General features: G+C 73.1%; 14 protein-coding genes. 7 read left to right on the forward strand and 7 right to left on the reverse strand.

Features of this window, described 5'->3' with window-relative positions:
• Positions 1-79: 79 nt before the first annotated feature.
• Both ACN268_RS16850 and ACN268_RS16855 read right to left on the reverse strand, forming a co-directional pair.
• A complete protein-coding gene (locus ACN268_RS16850; RefSeq protein WP_421483993.1) occupies positions 80-337 on the reverse strand; it encodes a hypothetical protein in 258 nt (85 codons plus the stop codon).
• Between the two features lie 124 nt (positions 338-461).
• Positions 462-2,642: an ATP-dependent DNA helicase UvrD2 gene (locus ACN268_RS16855; protein ID WP_421483994.1), complete on the reverse strand. Its 2,181-nt coding sequence runs from the start codon at positions 2,640-2,642 to the stop codon at positions 462-464.
• A gap of 88 nt (positions 2,643-2,730) precedes the next feature.
• On the opposite strand from ACN268_RS16855, the gene ACN268_RS16860 reads away from it, so the two are divergent.
• Complete coding sequence (locus ACN268_RS16860) at positions 2,731-2,973, forward strand: mycoredoxin (RefSeq protein WP_421483995.1); 243 nt, start codon at positions 2,731-2,733, stop codon at positions 2,971-2,973.
• A gap of 67 nt (positions 2,974-3,040) precedes the next feature.
• On the opposite strand, the gene ACN268_RS16865 is transcribed toward ACN268_RS16860, so the two are convergent.
• A complete protein-coding gene (locus ACN268_RS16865) occupies positions 3,041-4,327 on the reverse strand; it encodes an MFS transporter (RefSeq protein ID WP_421483996.1) in 1,287 nt (428 codons plus the stop codon).
• Positions 4,328-4,558: 231 nt separating this feature from the next.
• Here ACN268_RS16865 and ACN268_RS16870 point away from each other — a divergent pair, with 231 nt between their 5' ends.
• The 3 genes from ACN268_RS16870 (at position 4,559) to ACN268_RS16880 (ending at position 6,324) form a co-directional block, all read left to right on the forward strand.
• A complete protein-coding gene (locus ACN268_RS16870; protein ID WP_421486917.1) occupies positions 4,559-5,533 on the forward strand; it encodes a helix-turn-helix domain-containing protein in 975 nt (324 codons plus the stop codon).
• 73 nt (positions 5,534-5,606) lie between these two features.
• Positions 5,607-5,825, forward strand: a complete 219-nt coding sequence (locus ACN268_RS16875; protein WP_421483997.1) for a DUF397 domain-containing protein — start codon at positions 5,607-5,609, stop codon at positions 5,823-5,825.
• Positions 5,826-6,060: 235 nt separating this feature from the next.
• Positions 6,061-6,324: a hypothetical protein gene (locus tag ACN268_RS16880; protein WP_204926777.1), complete on the forward strand. Its 264-nt coding sequence runs from the start codon at positions 6,061-6,063 to the stop codon at positions 6,322-6,324.
• A gap of 117 nt (positions 6,325-6,441) precedes the next feature.
• Here the strand turns inward: ACN268_RS16880 and nudC are convergent, their stop codons facing one another.
• Genes nudC through ACN268_RS16900 form a run of 4 tightly spaced genes read right to left on the reverse strand, consistent with a single transcriptional unit; the run spans position 6,442 to position 11,217 of the window.
• Positions 6,442-7,389, reverse strand: coding sequence for an NAD(+) diphosphatase (nudC, locus tag ACN268_RS16885; protein WP_421483998.1), 948 nt, complete (start codon positions 7,387-7,389; stop codon positions 6,442-6,444).
• Positions 7,386-8,711 (reverse strand): M16 family metallopeptidase, encoded by a 1,326-nt coding sequence (locus ACN268_RS16890; RefSeq protein WP_421483999.1) that lies wholly within the window; start codon positions 8,709-8,711, stop codon positions 7,386-7,388. Before ACN268_RS16890 ends, nudC begins: the two co-directional genes overlap by 4 nt.
• Before the next feature lie 55 nt (positions 8,712-8,766).
• A complete protein-coding gene (locus tag ACN268_RS16895) occupies positions 8,767-10,077 on the reverse strand; it encodes a M16 family metallopeptidase (protein ID WP_204926774.1) in 1,311 nt (436 codons plus the stop codon).
• 54 nt (positions 10,078-10,131) lie between these two features.
• Entirely contained in the window at positions 10,132-11,217 is a 1,086-nt protein-coding gene (locus ACN268_RS16900) for an LLM class flavin-dependent oxidoreductase (RefSeq protein ID WP_421484000.1), read from the reverse strand.
• A gap of 188 nt (positions 11,218-11,405) precedes the next feature.
• Between ACN268_RS16900 and ACN268_RS16905 the strand changes: the two genes are divergently transcribed.
• The 3 genes from ACN268_RS16905 to ACN268_RS16915 are packed head-to-tail and all read left to right on the forward strand — an operon-like array spanning position 11,406 to position 14,120.
• On the forward strand, positions 11,406-12,470 hold the full coding sequence (locus ACN268_RS16905; RefSeq protein ID WP_421484001.1) for an ABC transporter substrate-binding protein: 1,065 nt from the start codon (positions 11,406-11,408) through the stop codon (positions 12,468-12,470).
• Positions 12,467-13,246 (forward strand): ABC transporter ATP-binding protein, encoded by a 780-nt coding sequence (locus ACN268_RS16910; protein ID WP_421484002.1) that lies wholly within the window; start codon positions 12,467-12,469, stop codon positions 13,244-13,246. Before ACN268_RS16905 ends, ACN268_RS16910 begins: the two co-directional genes overlap by 4 nt.
• Complete coding sequence (locus tag ACN268_RS16915; protein WP_088644248.1) at positions 13,236-14,120, forward strand: ABC transporter permease; 885 nt, start codon at positions 13,236-13,238, stop codon at positions 14,118-14,120. Before ACN268_RS16910 ends, ACN268_RS16915 begins: the two co-directional genes overlap by 11 nt.
• Position 14,121 lies beyond the last annotated feature (1 nt).

Genomic DNA, 14,121 nt, shown 5'->3' on the forward strand with positions numbered 1-14,121 from the left:
CTTCGACGGGCAAAAAACTGAGGCCGCGGATCCCGGTGAGCGGGTTCCGCGGCCTCGAGGTGAGCCGGTGGTCTGAGTGTCAGACCGGTCTACCTCGAGGTGGAACGCCGCGGACATCCATGCGCTTCTTGGCGACATCGATACCCAGACCCGTGAAGCCACTGGTCCCCTCGACTCCCGCAGTGGGTGCAACAGTCAGGTTCAGCTCGGCCTGAACCGAGACCTGGTGCACCTGCGGGATCGACGGTCGCGGAGCGGCAAGGGCCACCCACGCAGCCGACAGCGGAGCGCAGGCAGCTGACATCGCCGCCGGACGCTCATAGGTGATGATCTCCACGGGTGCCACCTCCCTCACGTTCCTCGTGCCGATTCGGACTCAGCCCCCGTGAGCAGCCGTAATGGCGCTGCTCCCGAGGTGCTTCCTGAGGCTATTCCTCGCCACGGGGCGAGGGCAAACGAATTTACGACGAGATTTCGAGAGTTTTTTCCGGGCCGATCTCGTCGACCGTCGCGCCGGCCACCAACGCCAGCACCGCCTCGCCGTACAGGCCGAGTTTGCGGGGGCCGATGCCGGCGATCGCGATCAGCTCCTCGACCCGGCCCGGCCGCCGCTCGGCCAACGCGACCAGGGTGGCGTCGGTGAAGACCACGTAGGCCGGGACCCGCTGCGCCCCGGCCACCCGGGCCCGCCAGTCGCACAGCCGCTCGTAGAGCTGCTCGTCGATGTCGGACGGGCAGGTGGGGCAGCGGCCCAGCTTGCGGTCGGCACCGGCGACCAGGGTCGCGCCGCAGATCCGGCAGGAGACCACCGGGGCCCGCCGCCGCTCGACCGCCCGCTTCGCCGCGCCCGCACCGCCCGACCGGCCAGTACCGGCCCGTTCGCCGCCACCGTTGCGGTCCAGCTGGGGCAGGAACCGCGACGGGCGGCGGGCCCGGCCACCCGGGGAGCGGGCCGACGCGTACGACAGCCAGAGCCACTGCCGGGCCCGGGTGATCCCCACGTAGAGCAGCCGCCGCTCCTCCTCGACCTGCTCCGGGGTGCGGGCGTAGGAGGTGGGCAGGGTGCCCTCGGAGAGACCGACCAGGAAGACCGCGTCCCACTCCAGTCCCTTGGCCGAGTGCAGGGAGGCCAGGGTCACCCCGTCCACCGTCGGCACGTGCTGCTGGGCGGCCCGCCGGGCCAGCTCGTCGTTGAAGTCGGCCAGGCTGGCCGGGCGCTCCACCGTCGCGGCCTCGCCGATCGGCAGCACCTCGGGGGTGGCCGCGTACTCCTCGGCGAGCTGGACCAGGGCGGCGAGCGCCTCCCAGCGTTCCCGGGCGGCGCCACCGGGCGGGGCGGTGTCGGGCGTCCAACCGACGGCGGTCAGCGCCTCCCGGACGGCGATCGGCAGCGGCGTCTCGCCCGGGATCGAGCGGGTGGCGGCCCGCAGCGCCACCATCGCCTGGCGGACCTCGGCGCGCTCGAAGAACCGTTCCGCCCCCTGCACCACGTACGGGACGCCGACCTCGGTCAACGCCTTCTCGTACGCCTCGGACTGGGCGTTGGTGCGGAACAGCACGGCGATCTCCTTCGCCGGGGTGCCCCCGTCGACCAGCGTCCGGCAGCGGGCCGCCACCGCGGTCGCCTCGGCCGGCTCGTCGGTGAAGATCCGCAGCTCCGGTTCGGGGCCGGGCGGGCGCTGGCCGTGCAGCTCCAGCCGCAGCCGCGCCTCGGTGCCCCGGGCCTGCCCGATCACCGCGTTGGCCAGCCCGACCACCTGCGGGGTGGACCGGTAGTCGCGGACCAGCCGGACCACCGTGGCCGCCCGGTGCCGGCGCGGGAAGTCGATCAGGTATGCCGAGGTGGCCCCGGTGAACGAGTAGATCGTCTGGCTGGCGTCACCGACCACTGTCACGTCGTCCCGGCCGCCCAGCCAGGCGTCGAGCAGCCGCTGCTGGAGCGGGTTGACATCCTGGTACTCGTCGACGACGAAGTGCCGGTACTGGCCGCGTACCTGCTCGGCGACGTCCGGGTGCTCCTCGATGCCCCACACCGCGGCACGCAGCATGTCCTCGAAGTCGATCACCCCGGAGGAGCGTTTCAGCCGCTCGTACGCGGTGAACACCTCGGCCACCTTCGCCGGCTCGTACGGCGTCTCGCGCAGCGCCCTGCCCGCGGCGACCACGTACTCCCCCGGCTCGACGAGCGACGACTTGGCCCACTCGATCTCGCCGGCCAGGTCCCGGGCGGCGGCCCGGTCGGCCCGCAGGCCGACCTTGGCGGCGGCCAGGGTGACCACCCGGACCTTGCTGTCCAGCAGCTCCGGCATGGCCCGCCCGGACAGCAGCCGGGGCGCGAAGTAGCGCACCTGGCGCAGCGCCGCCGCGTGGAACGTCCGGGCCTGCACGCCCGGCACCCCGATCAGGGCCAGCCGGTGCCGCATCTCGGCGGCGGCCCGCGCGGTGAAGGTGACCGCGAGCACGTGCCGCCCGGAGATCCCGCCGGTCAGCACCCGGTGGGCGATCCGGGAGGTCACCGCCCGGGTCTTGCCGGTGCCGGCGCCGGCCAGGACGCAGACCGGGCCGGCCGGGGCGGTCACCACCGACCGCTGCTCCGGATCCAGCCCGGCGAGCACCGCCTCCGCCGCCGAGTGAACCACCACAGCGAGGAATCATTCCAGCTCCGGCTGATGTTGTACCGGTCAGCCCGGCCTGACCCGGCGGGCGCGACGACCTCTGGAGGATCCGACGATGTTGACCATGTATTCCACCCCGTGGTGCGGCTACTGCCACCGGCTGAAGTCGCAGCTGGACCGGGAAGGCATCGGGTACGAGGTGGTCGACATCGAGCAGGACCCGAAGGCCGCGGAGTTCGTGATGGGCGTCAACGGCGGCAACCAGACCGTGCCGACGCTGCGCTTCGCCGACGGCAGCGCCCTGACCAACCCCTCCATCACCCAGGTCAAGCAGCACCTGGCCACGCTCGCGGGCTGAGCCCGCCCCCGCTTCACGCAGCGGCCGACCCCCACCGGGGCCGGCCGCTGCGTCGTGTCGCGGGGGGTCAGCGCCCGGACAGTCGGTCGGCGGTCGGGTCGGGTAGCGGACGGCGGGGGGCCGGGATGCGGGCCACGGCCGGTGTCGTGGGCGGGACCGGCGGCTTCGGCGGGACCGGCGGGGTGAGCCGACGTCCCCGCCAGAGCCACAGGCCGGCGGCTGTGGTGACCACCCCGACGAGCACGAAGAGCAGCCGGTAGTCGAACACGCCGACGAGCAGCGCCCCGGCCCCGATGGAGACCGCCTGCGGCCCGCTGACCAGCGCCTCGGAGGCGGCGGTGACCCGACCGAGCAGCCCCGGCGGGGTACGCCGCTGGACCAGCGTGGTCAGCCCCACCATGGTCAGCGGCAGGGACAGCCCGGCGAGCAGCAGGGCCAGCACACCGAGCCGGAGGTCCGGCCAGGCCAGGATCAGCGCGGCCGGGCCGAACAGGGTCACCCCGACGGCGAGCGCGCCCAGTTCGCCGACCCGGCGCACCACCGTCGACGAGAGCAGTCCGCCCACCAGGCCGCCGATCCCCTGCACGGCGATCAGCACCCCGACGAAGGCGGCGTCACGGCGCAACCCCTGGTCGACGTACGCGAAGATCAGTGATTCGGTGAAGCCCATCACGAGCGAGCCCAGCCCGTAGCCGAGCAGGGCCCGGCGCAGGGCGGCCTCGTGGGTCAGGTGGCGCAGCCCCGCCCCCAGCTCGGCCGGCCAGCGCAGGGCGGCGGCGGCCGGCGGGTGCTCGCTCACCCGGAGCAGTCCCACCACGGCGGCGGCGACCACGAACCCGGTCATCGCCAGGCTGGTCAGCAGCCAGCCGCCGACCGTGGCGTAGAGGGCCGCGCCGGCCAACGGCCCACCGAGGCGCAGGCCCTGCCGCACGGTCTGCAACGCCCCGTTCGCGTCGGCCAGCAGCTCGCTCGGCACGAGCTGGCGCAGCAGGCCGCTCAGGGTCGCGTGCAGGGTCAGGTAGGACAACCCGTAGCAGGCGGCCACCACGTAGATGATCCACACGTCGGCCCGGTCGCGGACCGCGAACAGCGGGCTGAGCAGCAGGGCCGTGCCCAGGTTCGCGACCACGAAGAACGGCCGGCGGCGGTAACGGTCGACCACCCAGCCGATCAGCGGGGCCAACATCATCGGCGCGATGATCGCGAAGATGGTCGCGCCGGCCAGCCCGTCGGAGCCGGTCAGGTCCTTGACCCAGATGGCCAGGGCGAGCAGCAGCATCGACTCGGCCGCCATGCTGGCCAGCAGCGCGACGAAGAGCAGACGGAAGTCGGGGCGGCGCAGGACGGTGCGCATGGGTTCCCTCCGGCGGGGGTGGCGTCCGGCTGGACGCGTACGGGGAAACTGCCGCCGGTGGGGACGGCGTCGTCCCGGGCCGGCTGACACGTTCCACAGTCGTCTTTCTGTCGCAAGACACGCCCTCGCCGGGACCTCCGACGCCGGTCGCGCCGTCCATACTGACCGTGGGGGTCGAGTTTCATACAGTTACCGTCGCGTCTCGTGGCGGTCTACGGAATCGAGGACACCGTGCCTCCTGCCGTACCGAGCCCGATCCTGCGTCGTCGCAGGCTCGGCACTGACCTGCGTCGCCTGCGCGAGGCGGCGGGACTCACCGGCGACCAGGTGATCGAACGCATCGGCTGGGCGTCGGCGTCGAAGTTGTCCCGGCTGGAGAACGGCCGCAGCCGGCCCGACCCGGAGGACGTGGCCGTCCTGCTCGACCTCTACCGGGCCGCCCCCGCCCTGCGGGAGGAGCTGCTGGTCATCACCGAGGAGGCCGGCGACATGCGCGCCTGGCGCAGGTCGTACCCGGTGATGACCCAGCAACAGCTCGGCTGGGCCGAGCTGGAGGCGGGCTGCGCCCAGATCCGCGAGTACAACCCGGTCCTGGTGCCGGGGCTGTTGCAGACCGAGGGGTACGCCCGGCTGCGGATCGTCTCGGCCAACGCCGCCGCCGCGTCGGCCGACCCGTCCGCCGGGGACGACCCGGAGACCGAGGTCAAGGCACGGTTGGGCCGGCAATCCCTGCTGGACCGCCCGGACGGTCCCCGCTACACGGCGGTGCTGGAGGAGGCGGCGCTGGGCCGCCGGGCCTGCCCGCCGGACGTGCTGCGCGACCAGCTCGCCCACCTCTGCGAGCTGGCCATGCTGCCGAACGTGACGCTGCACCTGCTGCTGCGCGACACCCGGATCGGCGAGTTCTACCTGCCGCCGACGGCCTTCTCGCTCTACCGGTTCACCGATTCGCAGGACCCGGAGACGCTGGCGATCGAAGGAGGCTTCATCGACGTCATGTCGACCGAGGCATCTACGGTAAATCGCTATAAAGTGACGTTTGAGTGGCTATGCTCGGCGGCGCTCTCCGCATCGGACACCCTTACCTGGCTCTTCGCGGCGACGGGACGGCTGACCGACACGGCGGCCTCGTCCTCGGCGGCCCCGGGTCCGACAGCAGCGCCGGCCCAACGCCGCCGACAACCTGGGCGCCTGACGGAGCGGTGACACACCGACCCGTCGGGGCCGGGCGACCGCCGCTCGTTTCGTCGAAGCAGTTCCAGGAACCAGGAGCAGAGCCATGAACGAGATCCAGACCGTGCCCGCCGACCTGCGCTGGCACAAGAGCAGCCGAAGCCAGACCTCCAACTGCGTGGAGGTCGCCCGGCTGCGCACCGCGACGACCGAGGTGGCGCTGCGGGACAGCAAGGACCCGGACGGCCCGGTGCTGCTGTTCCCGCGCGCCGGCTGGCTCGGCTTCCTCCGGGGCACCAGGGACGGCGAGTTCACCCTCGACTGATCCGGTCACCGCAGCGGGGTCGTCGGCAGGCTGCCGGCGGCCCCGCGTCGTCGCGCCGCCACACCCGTCGACTCGGCGCGGCGGCCTGCCTGAGCAGGCATCGGATGATCGGACAGGACCCGGTCGAAGGCCGGCGATTCCCTTGCCGGGAGCACCGGCGGGCGTAACATGACGATCCAGTGACGTGGAAGTTCCACAACGTAGCCGGCCACCCGCGCTCCGTCCGGAGACCACCATGCGTTACCTGATCGTCCGCACCGACATCCGCACCGCCGCCGACATCGACCTCGCCGCCACCTGGGCCGGCGGAGGTTGCCTACGCAACGAGACCACCACCCCCGAACTGCGCCGCCAGACCGTGCACGCCGAGGACCGGGACGCCGCCCTGCTGCTGGCCCGGGCCCTGTCCACCGTGGGCGCCGTCCGCGCCGGCCGGCAGCGGGTCAAGGTGCTGCCACTCGGCGAACCCGGCCGACGGCACCGCAACCCGCCCGGCTGACCCGCCGTCCGTCGTGGCCGGTCCGGCCCCGCCGGGTCGACTCCCCGCCCGGCCACGACGGCCCGCGATCCCGGTCCGGGGCCCGTCGCGGCAACGACGGCCCGGGGCCGGGACCGGTCAGCAGTGGCCGTCGAGCCAGCGGTGGATCAGGAACAACGCGATCGACGACGGCGGCGGCAGGATCACCCGGTCGCCGTCCCCGGCGTCCACCGCCCGACCGGCCAGCACCGCGCCGATGTCCCGCCTGGTGAACCAGCGGGCGTACGCGATCTCCGTCGGGTCGACCCGCACCGGCTCCCCCGGGTCCGCCTCGGCCAGGTAGCCCAGCATCAGCGAGCCGGGGAACGGCCAGGCCTGGCTGCCCGCGTACGTGATCCGCTCGACCCCGACGCCGACCTCCTCGCGGACCTCGCGCAGCACGGCCGCCTCGGCGGACTCGCCCGGCTCGACGTACCCGGCGAGGCAGGAGAACCGCCGCTGCCCCGGGGTCCGTGGCCAGGCGGCGTTGTTGCCGAGCAGGCAACGCCCGTCCGGGCCGTCCACCCCGTCGTGCACCAGGACGATCATCGCCGGATCGGTACGCGGCCACATCCGGTCACCGTCCGTGCCCACCCGGGTCCAGCCGCCCTCGGCGACCTCGGTCCGCTGCCCCGACCGGGGTGACCAGCCGTGCCCCAGGTGCCAGTTGACCAGGGCGAGCGCGGTGGTGAAGATCCCCGCGTCCCGGTCGTCGAGCAGGTGGCCGATCTCCCGCAGGTTGGCCTCCCGGGTACCCGGCAGCTCCGGCAGCGGGGCGTCCACCGCGAAGACCGGCACCCCGTCCGGCTCCACCCCGAGAAAGAGCGGGTACGCCTGCCCCGGCGGGCCGACCTCGGCGGCGTCCCGCAGCACCAGCACCGGCGGGTTCGCGTCGGCACGGACCAGGGCCCGCCCGTCCCGGGTCGAGTCCAGCACCAGCACCCGGGCCCGCCGCCACGCCTGCGCCAGCCACTGCGGGTCGGTACGCCGGTGCGCCGCCCGGTCCAGGGTGGACCGGGCCAGCGGCGGCGCGGTCTCCCCACTCACGCCGGCTCCGTCCGGACCGGGGTGAGGGCGGCCAGCGGACCGGCGATCCGTTCGGCGTCACCGAGCACCACCACCACCGCCCCCGCCGGGGCGAGGTAACGGGCACCCACCTCGGCGACGTCGTCGACGGTGACCTTCGCCAGCCGGGCGGAGTGCTCGGCGAGGAAGTCCAGCCGCAGCCCGCTGCCCGCATACGCGCTGGTCAGGGCGGCCAGCCCGGCCTGGGTGGAGATGCCGAGCTGGAGCGTGCCCAGGGCGTACTGGCGGGCCTGCTCCAACTCGTCCGCCCCCGGCGGCAACGACGCCAGCCGGCCCAGCTCGTACGTGGTCTCCAGCAGGGCCGGCCCGGTTACCTCGGTGGCCACCTCGGCCCCGGCGACCAGCACCGAACCGGCCACCGAGTGCTCGACCGACGAGTGCGGGCCGTAGGTGTAGCCCTTGTCCTCCCGGATGTTCTCCGTCCAGCGGGACGAGAAGTACCCGCCGAAGATCAGGTTCGCCAGTTGCAGCGCGGCGTGGTCCGGATGGGTCCGGGGCACCGCCGGCAACGCGATCCGCAGCGACGACTGCACCGAACCCGGCCGGTCCACCAGCAGCAGCGGACCGGGTTCCAGCGGCGGCGCGGGCGGCAACGTGGCGCCCCTGCTGTCCCCCGTCCAACCGCCCAGCGCCTTCTCCGCCGCATCCAGCGCGCGTTCCGGCTGGACGTCGCCGACCAGCACCAGCACCGCCTCGGCCGGATGCACCCGCTCGGCGTGCAACCGGCGCAGCGCCGCCGGCCGGACCGCGCGGACCTGGTCCGGCTCCGGGGTCTGCACCGCGTACGGGTGCCGGCCGTACATCCGCCGCAGCAGCGCCGTCCGGGCCAGGTGGGCGGGCTGGCTCAGCGCCACCTGGATCCGGTCCACCAGCCGGTCCCGCTCGGTCTGCACCCAGTCGGCCGGGTAGCTGGCGTCGGTCAACACGTCGGCCAGGATCTCCAGCATCCGGTCCAGCCCGGTGACCAGGCCCGCGCCGGAGAGCATCAGCCGGTCCGGGTCCGCCCCGGCCGAGAGCCCGCCGCCGACCTTCTGCAACTCGGCGGCGATCTCGGTGGCGGTACGGGTGCCGGTGCCGGCCAGCACCGTCTCGGCGAGCATCGCGCCCCGGGCCAGGTGGGTCCGGCCGAACGGCATCCACAGCCGCAGCTCGACCAGGGGTACGGCGGGCCGGCGTACCGCGATCACGGTGAGCCCGTTGGGGAGCCGCCGCTCGGCCTGCCGGGGCAGCTTCAGCCGCCGGTTCGGCCCCAGCGGCGGAAGCGCCCGGTTGGCGGTGGTCACGGTGTTCCCTTCGTTCGCGACTGCGGGGCTCGCAAACCCGGCTCGCTCCTCGCGCTCATCGGGCACCTCCGGGGATGACCTCGATGGAGGCGCGGCGTTCCGGGCGCAGGGTGGCGGCGGCAGCGCGGACCTGGTCCTCGGTGACCTCGCCGACCAGCCGGGGCAGGTCGTTGAGCAGGCCCGGCTCGCCGCGCTGCTGCTCCAGCACCGCCATCCGCAGCGCCCGGCCGAGCACCGCGTCGGTGTCCCGCAGCAGGTGGGTGGCCATCCGTGCCTGGGTGCGGGCCAGTTCGCCGTCGGTCAATCCGTCGGTGGCCAGCCGGTCCAACTCCTCGTCGATGGTGCGCAGCGCCTTGTCGACGTCGCCGCCGGGCGGCAGGTGCGCCTGGAGCAGCAACGCGGTGGGGTCTCGGACGTCGAACGGGTCACCCATGAACCCGAGGTAGCCGCCGAGGCCGGTGACGCTGCGGTCCCGCTGCACCATCCGCTCCACCAGCCGGGACGCGTCCCCGTCCGTGAGCACCTCGGCGAGCACCACGTAGGGCAGGTAGCCGGCGAAGTCGCCGACCGGGTCGGGCACCCGCCACGCCGAGGCCACCGCCGGCAGCGGCGCCAACTGGTCGGTGTACGCGGTGCGCCGCTCGACGGTCAGGTCGGGCTCGGTGAAGTCGGGGCGCTCCGGGGCGGGCCGGGCCGGCACGTCGCCGAAGTGCCGTTCGACCAGGGCGGTCGCCTCCGCGACGTCGATGTCCCCGCTGACCGCGAGCACGGCGTTGCCGCTGGCGTAGTAGCGGCGGAAGAAGTCGGCGGCGTCGGCGACGGTGGCCGACTCCAGGTCGTCGAAGGAGCCGTAGCCGTCGTGCGCGTTGGGGAAGGTGTCGAACATCACCGGCGGCAGGGTCAGCCAGGGGAACCCGCCGTACGGCCGGTTGAGCACGTTGACCCGGATCTCCTCCTTGACCACGTCGACCTGGTTGCGCAGGTTCTCCTCGGTCAGCCGGGGGCCGCGCATCCGGTCGGCCTCCAGGAACAGCGCCCGTTCCAGGGCGTTGCCGGGAAGCGTCTCGTAGTAGTCGGTGTAGTCCAGGTGGGTGGAGCCGTTGAAGGTGCCGCCGGCACCCTGCACGTGCCGGAAGTGGGCCAGTTTCTCCAGGTTCTCCGAGCCCTGGAACATCAGGTGCTCGAAGAGGTGGGCGAAGCCGGTCCGCCCCTGCGGCTCGGAGCGGATGCCGACGTCGTAGACCACCGCCACGCCGATCACCGAGGCGCTGCGGTCCGGGGTGAGCACCACCCGTAGGCCGTTGTCGAGGGTGAACCGCTCGACCGGGTATTTCGTCGCTGGAATTCTCGCTCTCCGGGTCGGCACGTGATCGACCCTAGCGTGTCGCCAGCGGTGACACCGCCGTCCTCGGCCTGCGTCTCAGTGCGACACCGCGACGGGCAGCGCGGTGACCCGGGGCAGCACCTCCGCGCCGACGCGTTCCGCCTCCTCCCGGTGCGGCCAGCCGGAGAGGATGAACTCGTCGACGCCGCTGTGGGCGTACTCGTCGATCCGGGCGGCGACCTCGGCGTAGCTGCCGACCAGGGCGGTACCCGCCCCCTCGCGGACCAGGCCGATGCCGGCCCACAGGTTCGTCGCGACGGCGAGGCGTCCGCTGCCGCCGCCGTGCAGCGCGGTCATCCGGGCCTGACCGACGGAGTCCATCCGGCCGAACCGGGCCTGGGCGGCGGCGATCCGCTCGGGGCTCATCCCGGCCCGCAGCCGGTCGGCCTCGGCCCACGCCTCGGCGGCGGTGTGCCGGGCGATGACGTGCAGCCGCAGCCCGGTGCGCAGGGTGCGACCCAACTCGGCGGCGCGAGCCCGGACCCGGGCCACCCGGGTGGCGATCGCCGCCGGCGGCTCGCCCCACATCAGGTACGCGTCGGCCTGCCGGGCGGCGACCGCCTCGGCGGCCGGGGACGCACCGCCGAGGTAGACCGGCGGCGGGTCGGCCAGCGGCCGGGCGAGCCCGCCGCCGTCGACCCGGTAGTGCTCACCGGCGAAGTCGAACGGGCCGCCGCGCCAGGAGCGGCGGAGCACCTCGATGAACTCACCGGTACGCGCGTAGCGCGCGTCGTGGTCGAGGAAGTCGCCGTACGCCCGCTGCTCGGTGGGGTCGCCGCCGGTGACGACGTTGAGCGCGAGCCGACCGCCGGAGACCGCCTGGAACGCCTCGGCCTGCTGGGCGACCAGGGTGGGCAGGGCGAAGCCGGCGCGCACGGCGACCAGCAGGCCGATCCGCTCGGTGTGCTGGGCGACCGCCGCGCAGACGATCCACGGCTCGGGGCAGCCGGAGCCGACCGGGGTGAGCAGGGCGCTGAACCCGCCCGCCTCGGCGGCCCGCGCCACCTCGGTCAGATATCCGACGGTGGCGGCCCGTGCGTGCCGGGCCGCGCCGGCGGTGACGGTGGCCGCGCCGACCTGGTCGCCGTCGCCGGAGGTGGGGAGGAACCAGTGGAAGGTCATGTCGGCCGCCCTCTCGCCGTGTCCCGCCCGGTGTACCTCGCCGGGGGCAGCTAAACCTATCAAGAAGGTAGGAAAACCAGGAATATCTGAGACCCGACATCCCATGATGCGGACGGCGCTTGACGCCATCGGAGTCCTGACCCACTCTTCCTACCAACTAAATAGGAATACTGCGGATTGGACAGATGATGAGACGGCTCCCCTTCCGTCGGCTGCTCTCCCTCGCCACCCTCGCCGCCGTCGGCGTGGCCACGATGGGCACCACCGCCGCGTGCGGCGGCGACGACGACAACGCCGGCGGCGACTCCGGCCCCGTCACGCTGCGGCTGGGCTACTTCCCCAACATCACGCACGCCCCGGCCGTGGTCGGCGTCGAGAAGGGCATCTTCGCCGAGAAGCTCGGCAGCGACGTCAAGCTGGACCCCAAGACCTTCAACGCCGGCCCGGCCGCCATCGAGGCGATCTTCTCCGGCGCGCTGGACGCCACGTACATCGGCCCGAACCCGACGGTCAACGCGTTCTCCAAGTCCAAGGGCGAGGCCGTCCGGGTCATCTCCGGCGCCGCGTCCGGCGGGGTCGCCCTGGTGGTCAAGCCCGGGATCACCTCGGTAGACCAGCTGCGCGGCAAGAAGATCGCCACCCCGCAGCTCGGCAACACCCAGGACGTCGCCCTGCGCTACTGGCTCAAGGAGAAGGGCCTCAAGACCACCAAGGAGGGCGGCGGCGACGTCAAGATCGTCCCGCAGGAGAACGCCCAGACGGTGGAGACCTTCTCCAGCGGCTCGATCGACGGCGCGTGGGTGCCCGAGCCGTTCGTCTCCCGGCTGGTCAACGCGGGCGGCACGGTCCTCGTCGACGAGCGGGACCTCTGGCCGGACAAGAAGTTCGTCATCACCAACCTGATCGTCTCCACCAAGTTCCTCAAGGCCCACCCCGAGACGGTGAAGAAGCTGGTCGAGGCGCAGGTGGCGGCGAACGACTTCGTCAACACCAAGCCGGACGAGGCGCAGCAGGCCATCTCCGACCACCTCGGCAGGATCACCGGCAAGCCGCTGGACCTGAAGCTGATCAAGCAGGCGTGGCCCACCCTGCTGTTCACCAACGACCCGATCGCGTCCTCGCTCAAGACCGGGCTCGACCACGCCGTCGCGGTCGAACTGACCCAGCCGGTCGACCTGAACGGCCTCTACGACCTGAAGTACCTCAACGAGGTGCTCAAGACGCAGGGCCAGGCCGAGGTCACCCAGCCGTGACGTCGACCACGACGCCGCCGCAGAGCGCGACCGCCGCGGTCGCGCTCTCCGGCGTGACCAAGGTGTACGGGCGCGGGACGAACGCCGTCCTCGCCCTGGACGGGGTCAGCCTCGACGTCCGGCCCGGGGAGTTCGTCTGCCTCGTCGGCGCGTCCGGCTGCGGCAAGAGCACCCTGCTCAACCTCGTCGCCGGGCTGGACCGGGCACAGGGCGGCACCATCACGGTGGCCGACGACGCCCACCCCGGCCTGATGTTCCAGGAGCCGGCGCTCTTCCCGTGGCTGACCGTCGAGGCCAATGTCGAGGTGCCGTTGAAGCTGCGCGGGCTGCCCCGGGCCGAGCGTCGGGAGAAGGTGGCTGAGCTGCTGAGCACCGTCCACCTGTCCGACTTCGGCCGCAAGCGCCCGCACGAGCTGTCCGGCGGCATGCGGCAACGGGTCGCCCTGGCCCGCACCCTCGCCCTGGACACCCCGGTCCTGCTGATGGACGAGCCGTTCGGCGCCCTCGACGCGATGACCCGGGACATCCTGCACGACGAACTCGAACGCATCTGGGCGGAACGGCAGCTCACCGTGCTGTTCGTGACGCACAACGTCCGGGAGGCGGCCCGGCTCGCCGACCGGATCATCCTGCTCAGCAGCCGACCCGGGCGGATCATCTGGTCCACGGAGGTGAACGTGCCCCGACCCCGGCGCATCGACTCCCCCGAGATCGCCGCGATCGCCTCCGAGGTCACCGACCGACTCCGTACCGAGGTGGGCCGCCATGGCAAATGACACCCTGACCGGCGCGGCCCGCACCGACGCGGAGATCTCCGGGCTCGACGCCCTGGAGATCGCCGGCCGGGAGAAGGAGGTCTCCCGGGGGGCCCGCCTCTGGGCGTCCACCTGGCCCAAGCTCGCCGCGCTCGCCATCGCCATCGGGCTGTGGCAGGTGGTGGTCTGGAGCGGGTGGAAGCCGCCGTACTCGCTGCCCGGCCCGGTCACCGTCGCCGAGGAACTGGCCCGGCAGGCCGGCGGCCGGCAGCTCTGGGACGGGCTCGCCACCACCCTGCAACGGGCCGCGCTCGGCTACGTCTTCTCCGTCGCGGTCGGCCTGCTCGTCGGCCTGGCGGTGGCCCGGTCGAAGGTGCTGCGGGCGGCGATCGGCTCGATGATCACCGCGTTGCAGACGATGCCGTCGATCGCCTGGTTCCCGCTGGCCATCCTGCTGTTCGAGCTGAGCGAGAAGGCGATCTTCTTCGTGGTGGTGCTCGGTGCCGCGCCGTCCATCGCCAACGGGGTGATCAGCGGCGTCGACTACGTGCCACCGCTGCTGGTCCGGGCCGGGCGCAACCTCGGCGCCCGTGGGCTGAACCTCTACCGGTACGTCATCGCGCCGGCCGCGCTGCCGGCCATCGTCGCCGGGCTCAAGCAGGGCTGGGCCTTCTCCTGGCGCAGCCTGATGGCCGGCGAGCTGCTGGTGGTCGGCATCTCGCAGACGTCCCTGGGTGCCCAGCTCACCTACTCCCGGGAACTGTCCGACGCACCCTGGCTGCTCTCCACGATGATCGTCATCCTGGTCGTCGGTCTGGTCGTCGACGCCGCCTTCGGGGCGGCCGACCGGGCGATCCGCCGTCGCTGGGGCGTGCTGGACCAGGCTGGTCAGTGAC

This window comes from Micromonospora sp. WMMD735, from assembly GCF_049178995.1.
GTDB classification, from domain to species: Bacteria; Actinomycetota; Actinomycetes; order Mycobacteriales; family Micromonosporaceae; genus Micromonospora; species Micromonospora wenchangensis.

Coding starts and splice junctions, on each gene's coding strand:
- ACN268_RS16860 (WP_421483995.1), top strand. CDS start 2,731: ATGTTGACCATGTATTCCACCCCGTGGTGCGGCTACTGCCACCGGCTG.
- ACN268_RS16865 (WP_421483996.1), bottom strand. CDS start 4,327: ATGCGCACCGTCCTGCGCCGCCCCGACTTCCGTCTGCTCTTCGTCGCG.
- ACN268_RS16875 (WP_421483997.1), top strand. CDS start 5,607: ATGAACGAGATCCAGACCGTGCCCGCCGACCTGCGCTGGCACAAGAGC.
- ACN268_RS16880 (WP_204926777.1), top strand. CDS start 6,061: ATGCGTTACCTGATCGTCCGCACCGACATCCGCACCGCCGCCGACATC.
- ACN268_RS16900 (WP_421484000.1), bottom strand. CDS start 11,217: ATGACCTTCCACTGGTTCCTCCCCACCTCCGGCGACGGCGACCAGGTC.
- ACN268_RS16905 (WP_421484001.1), top strand. CDS start 11,406: ATGAGACGGCTCCCCTTCCGTCGGCTGCTCTCCCTCGCCACCCTCGCC.
- ACN268_RS16915 (WP_088644248.1), top strand. CDS start 13,236: ATGGCAAATGACACCCTGACCGGCGCGGCCCGCACCGACGCGGAGATC.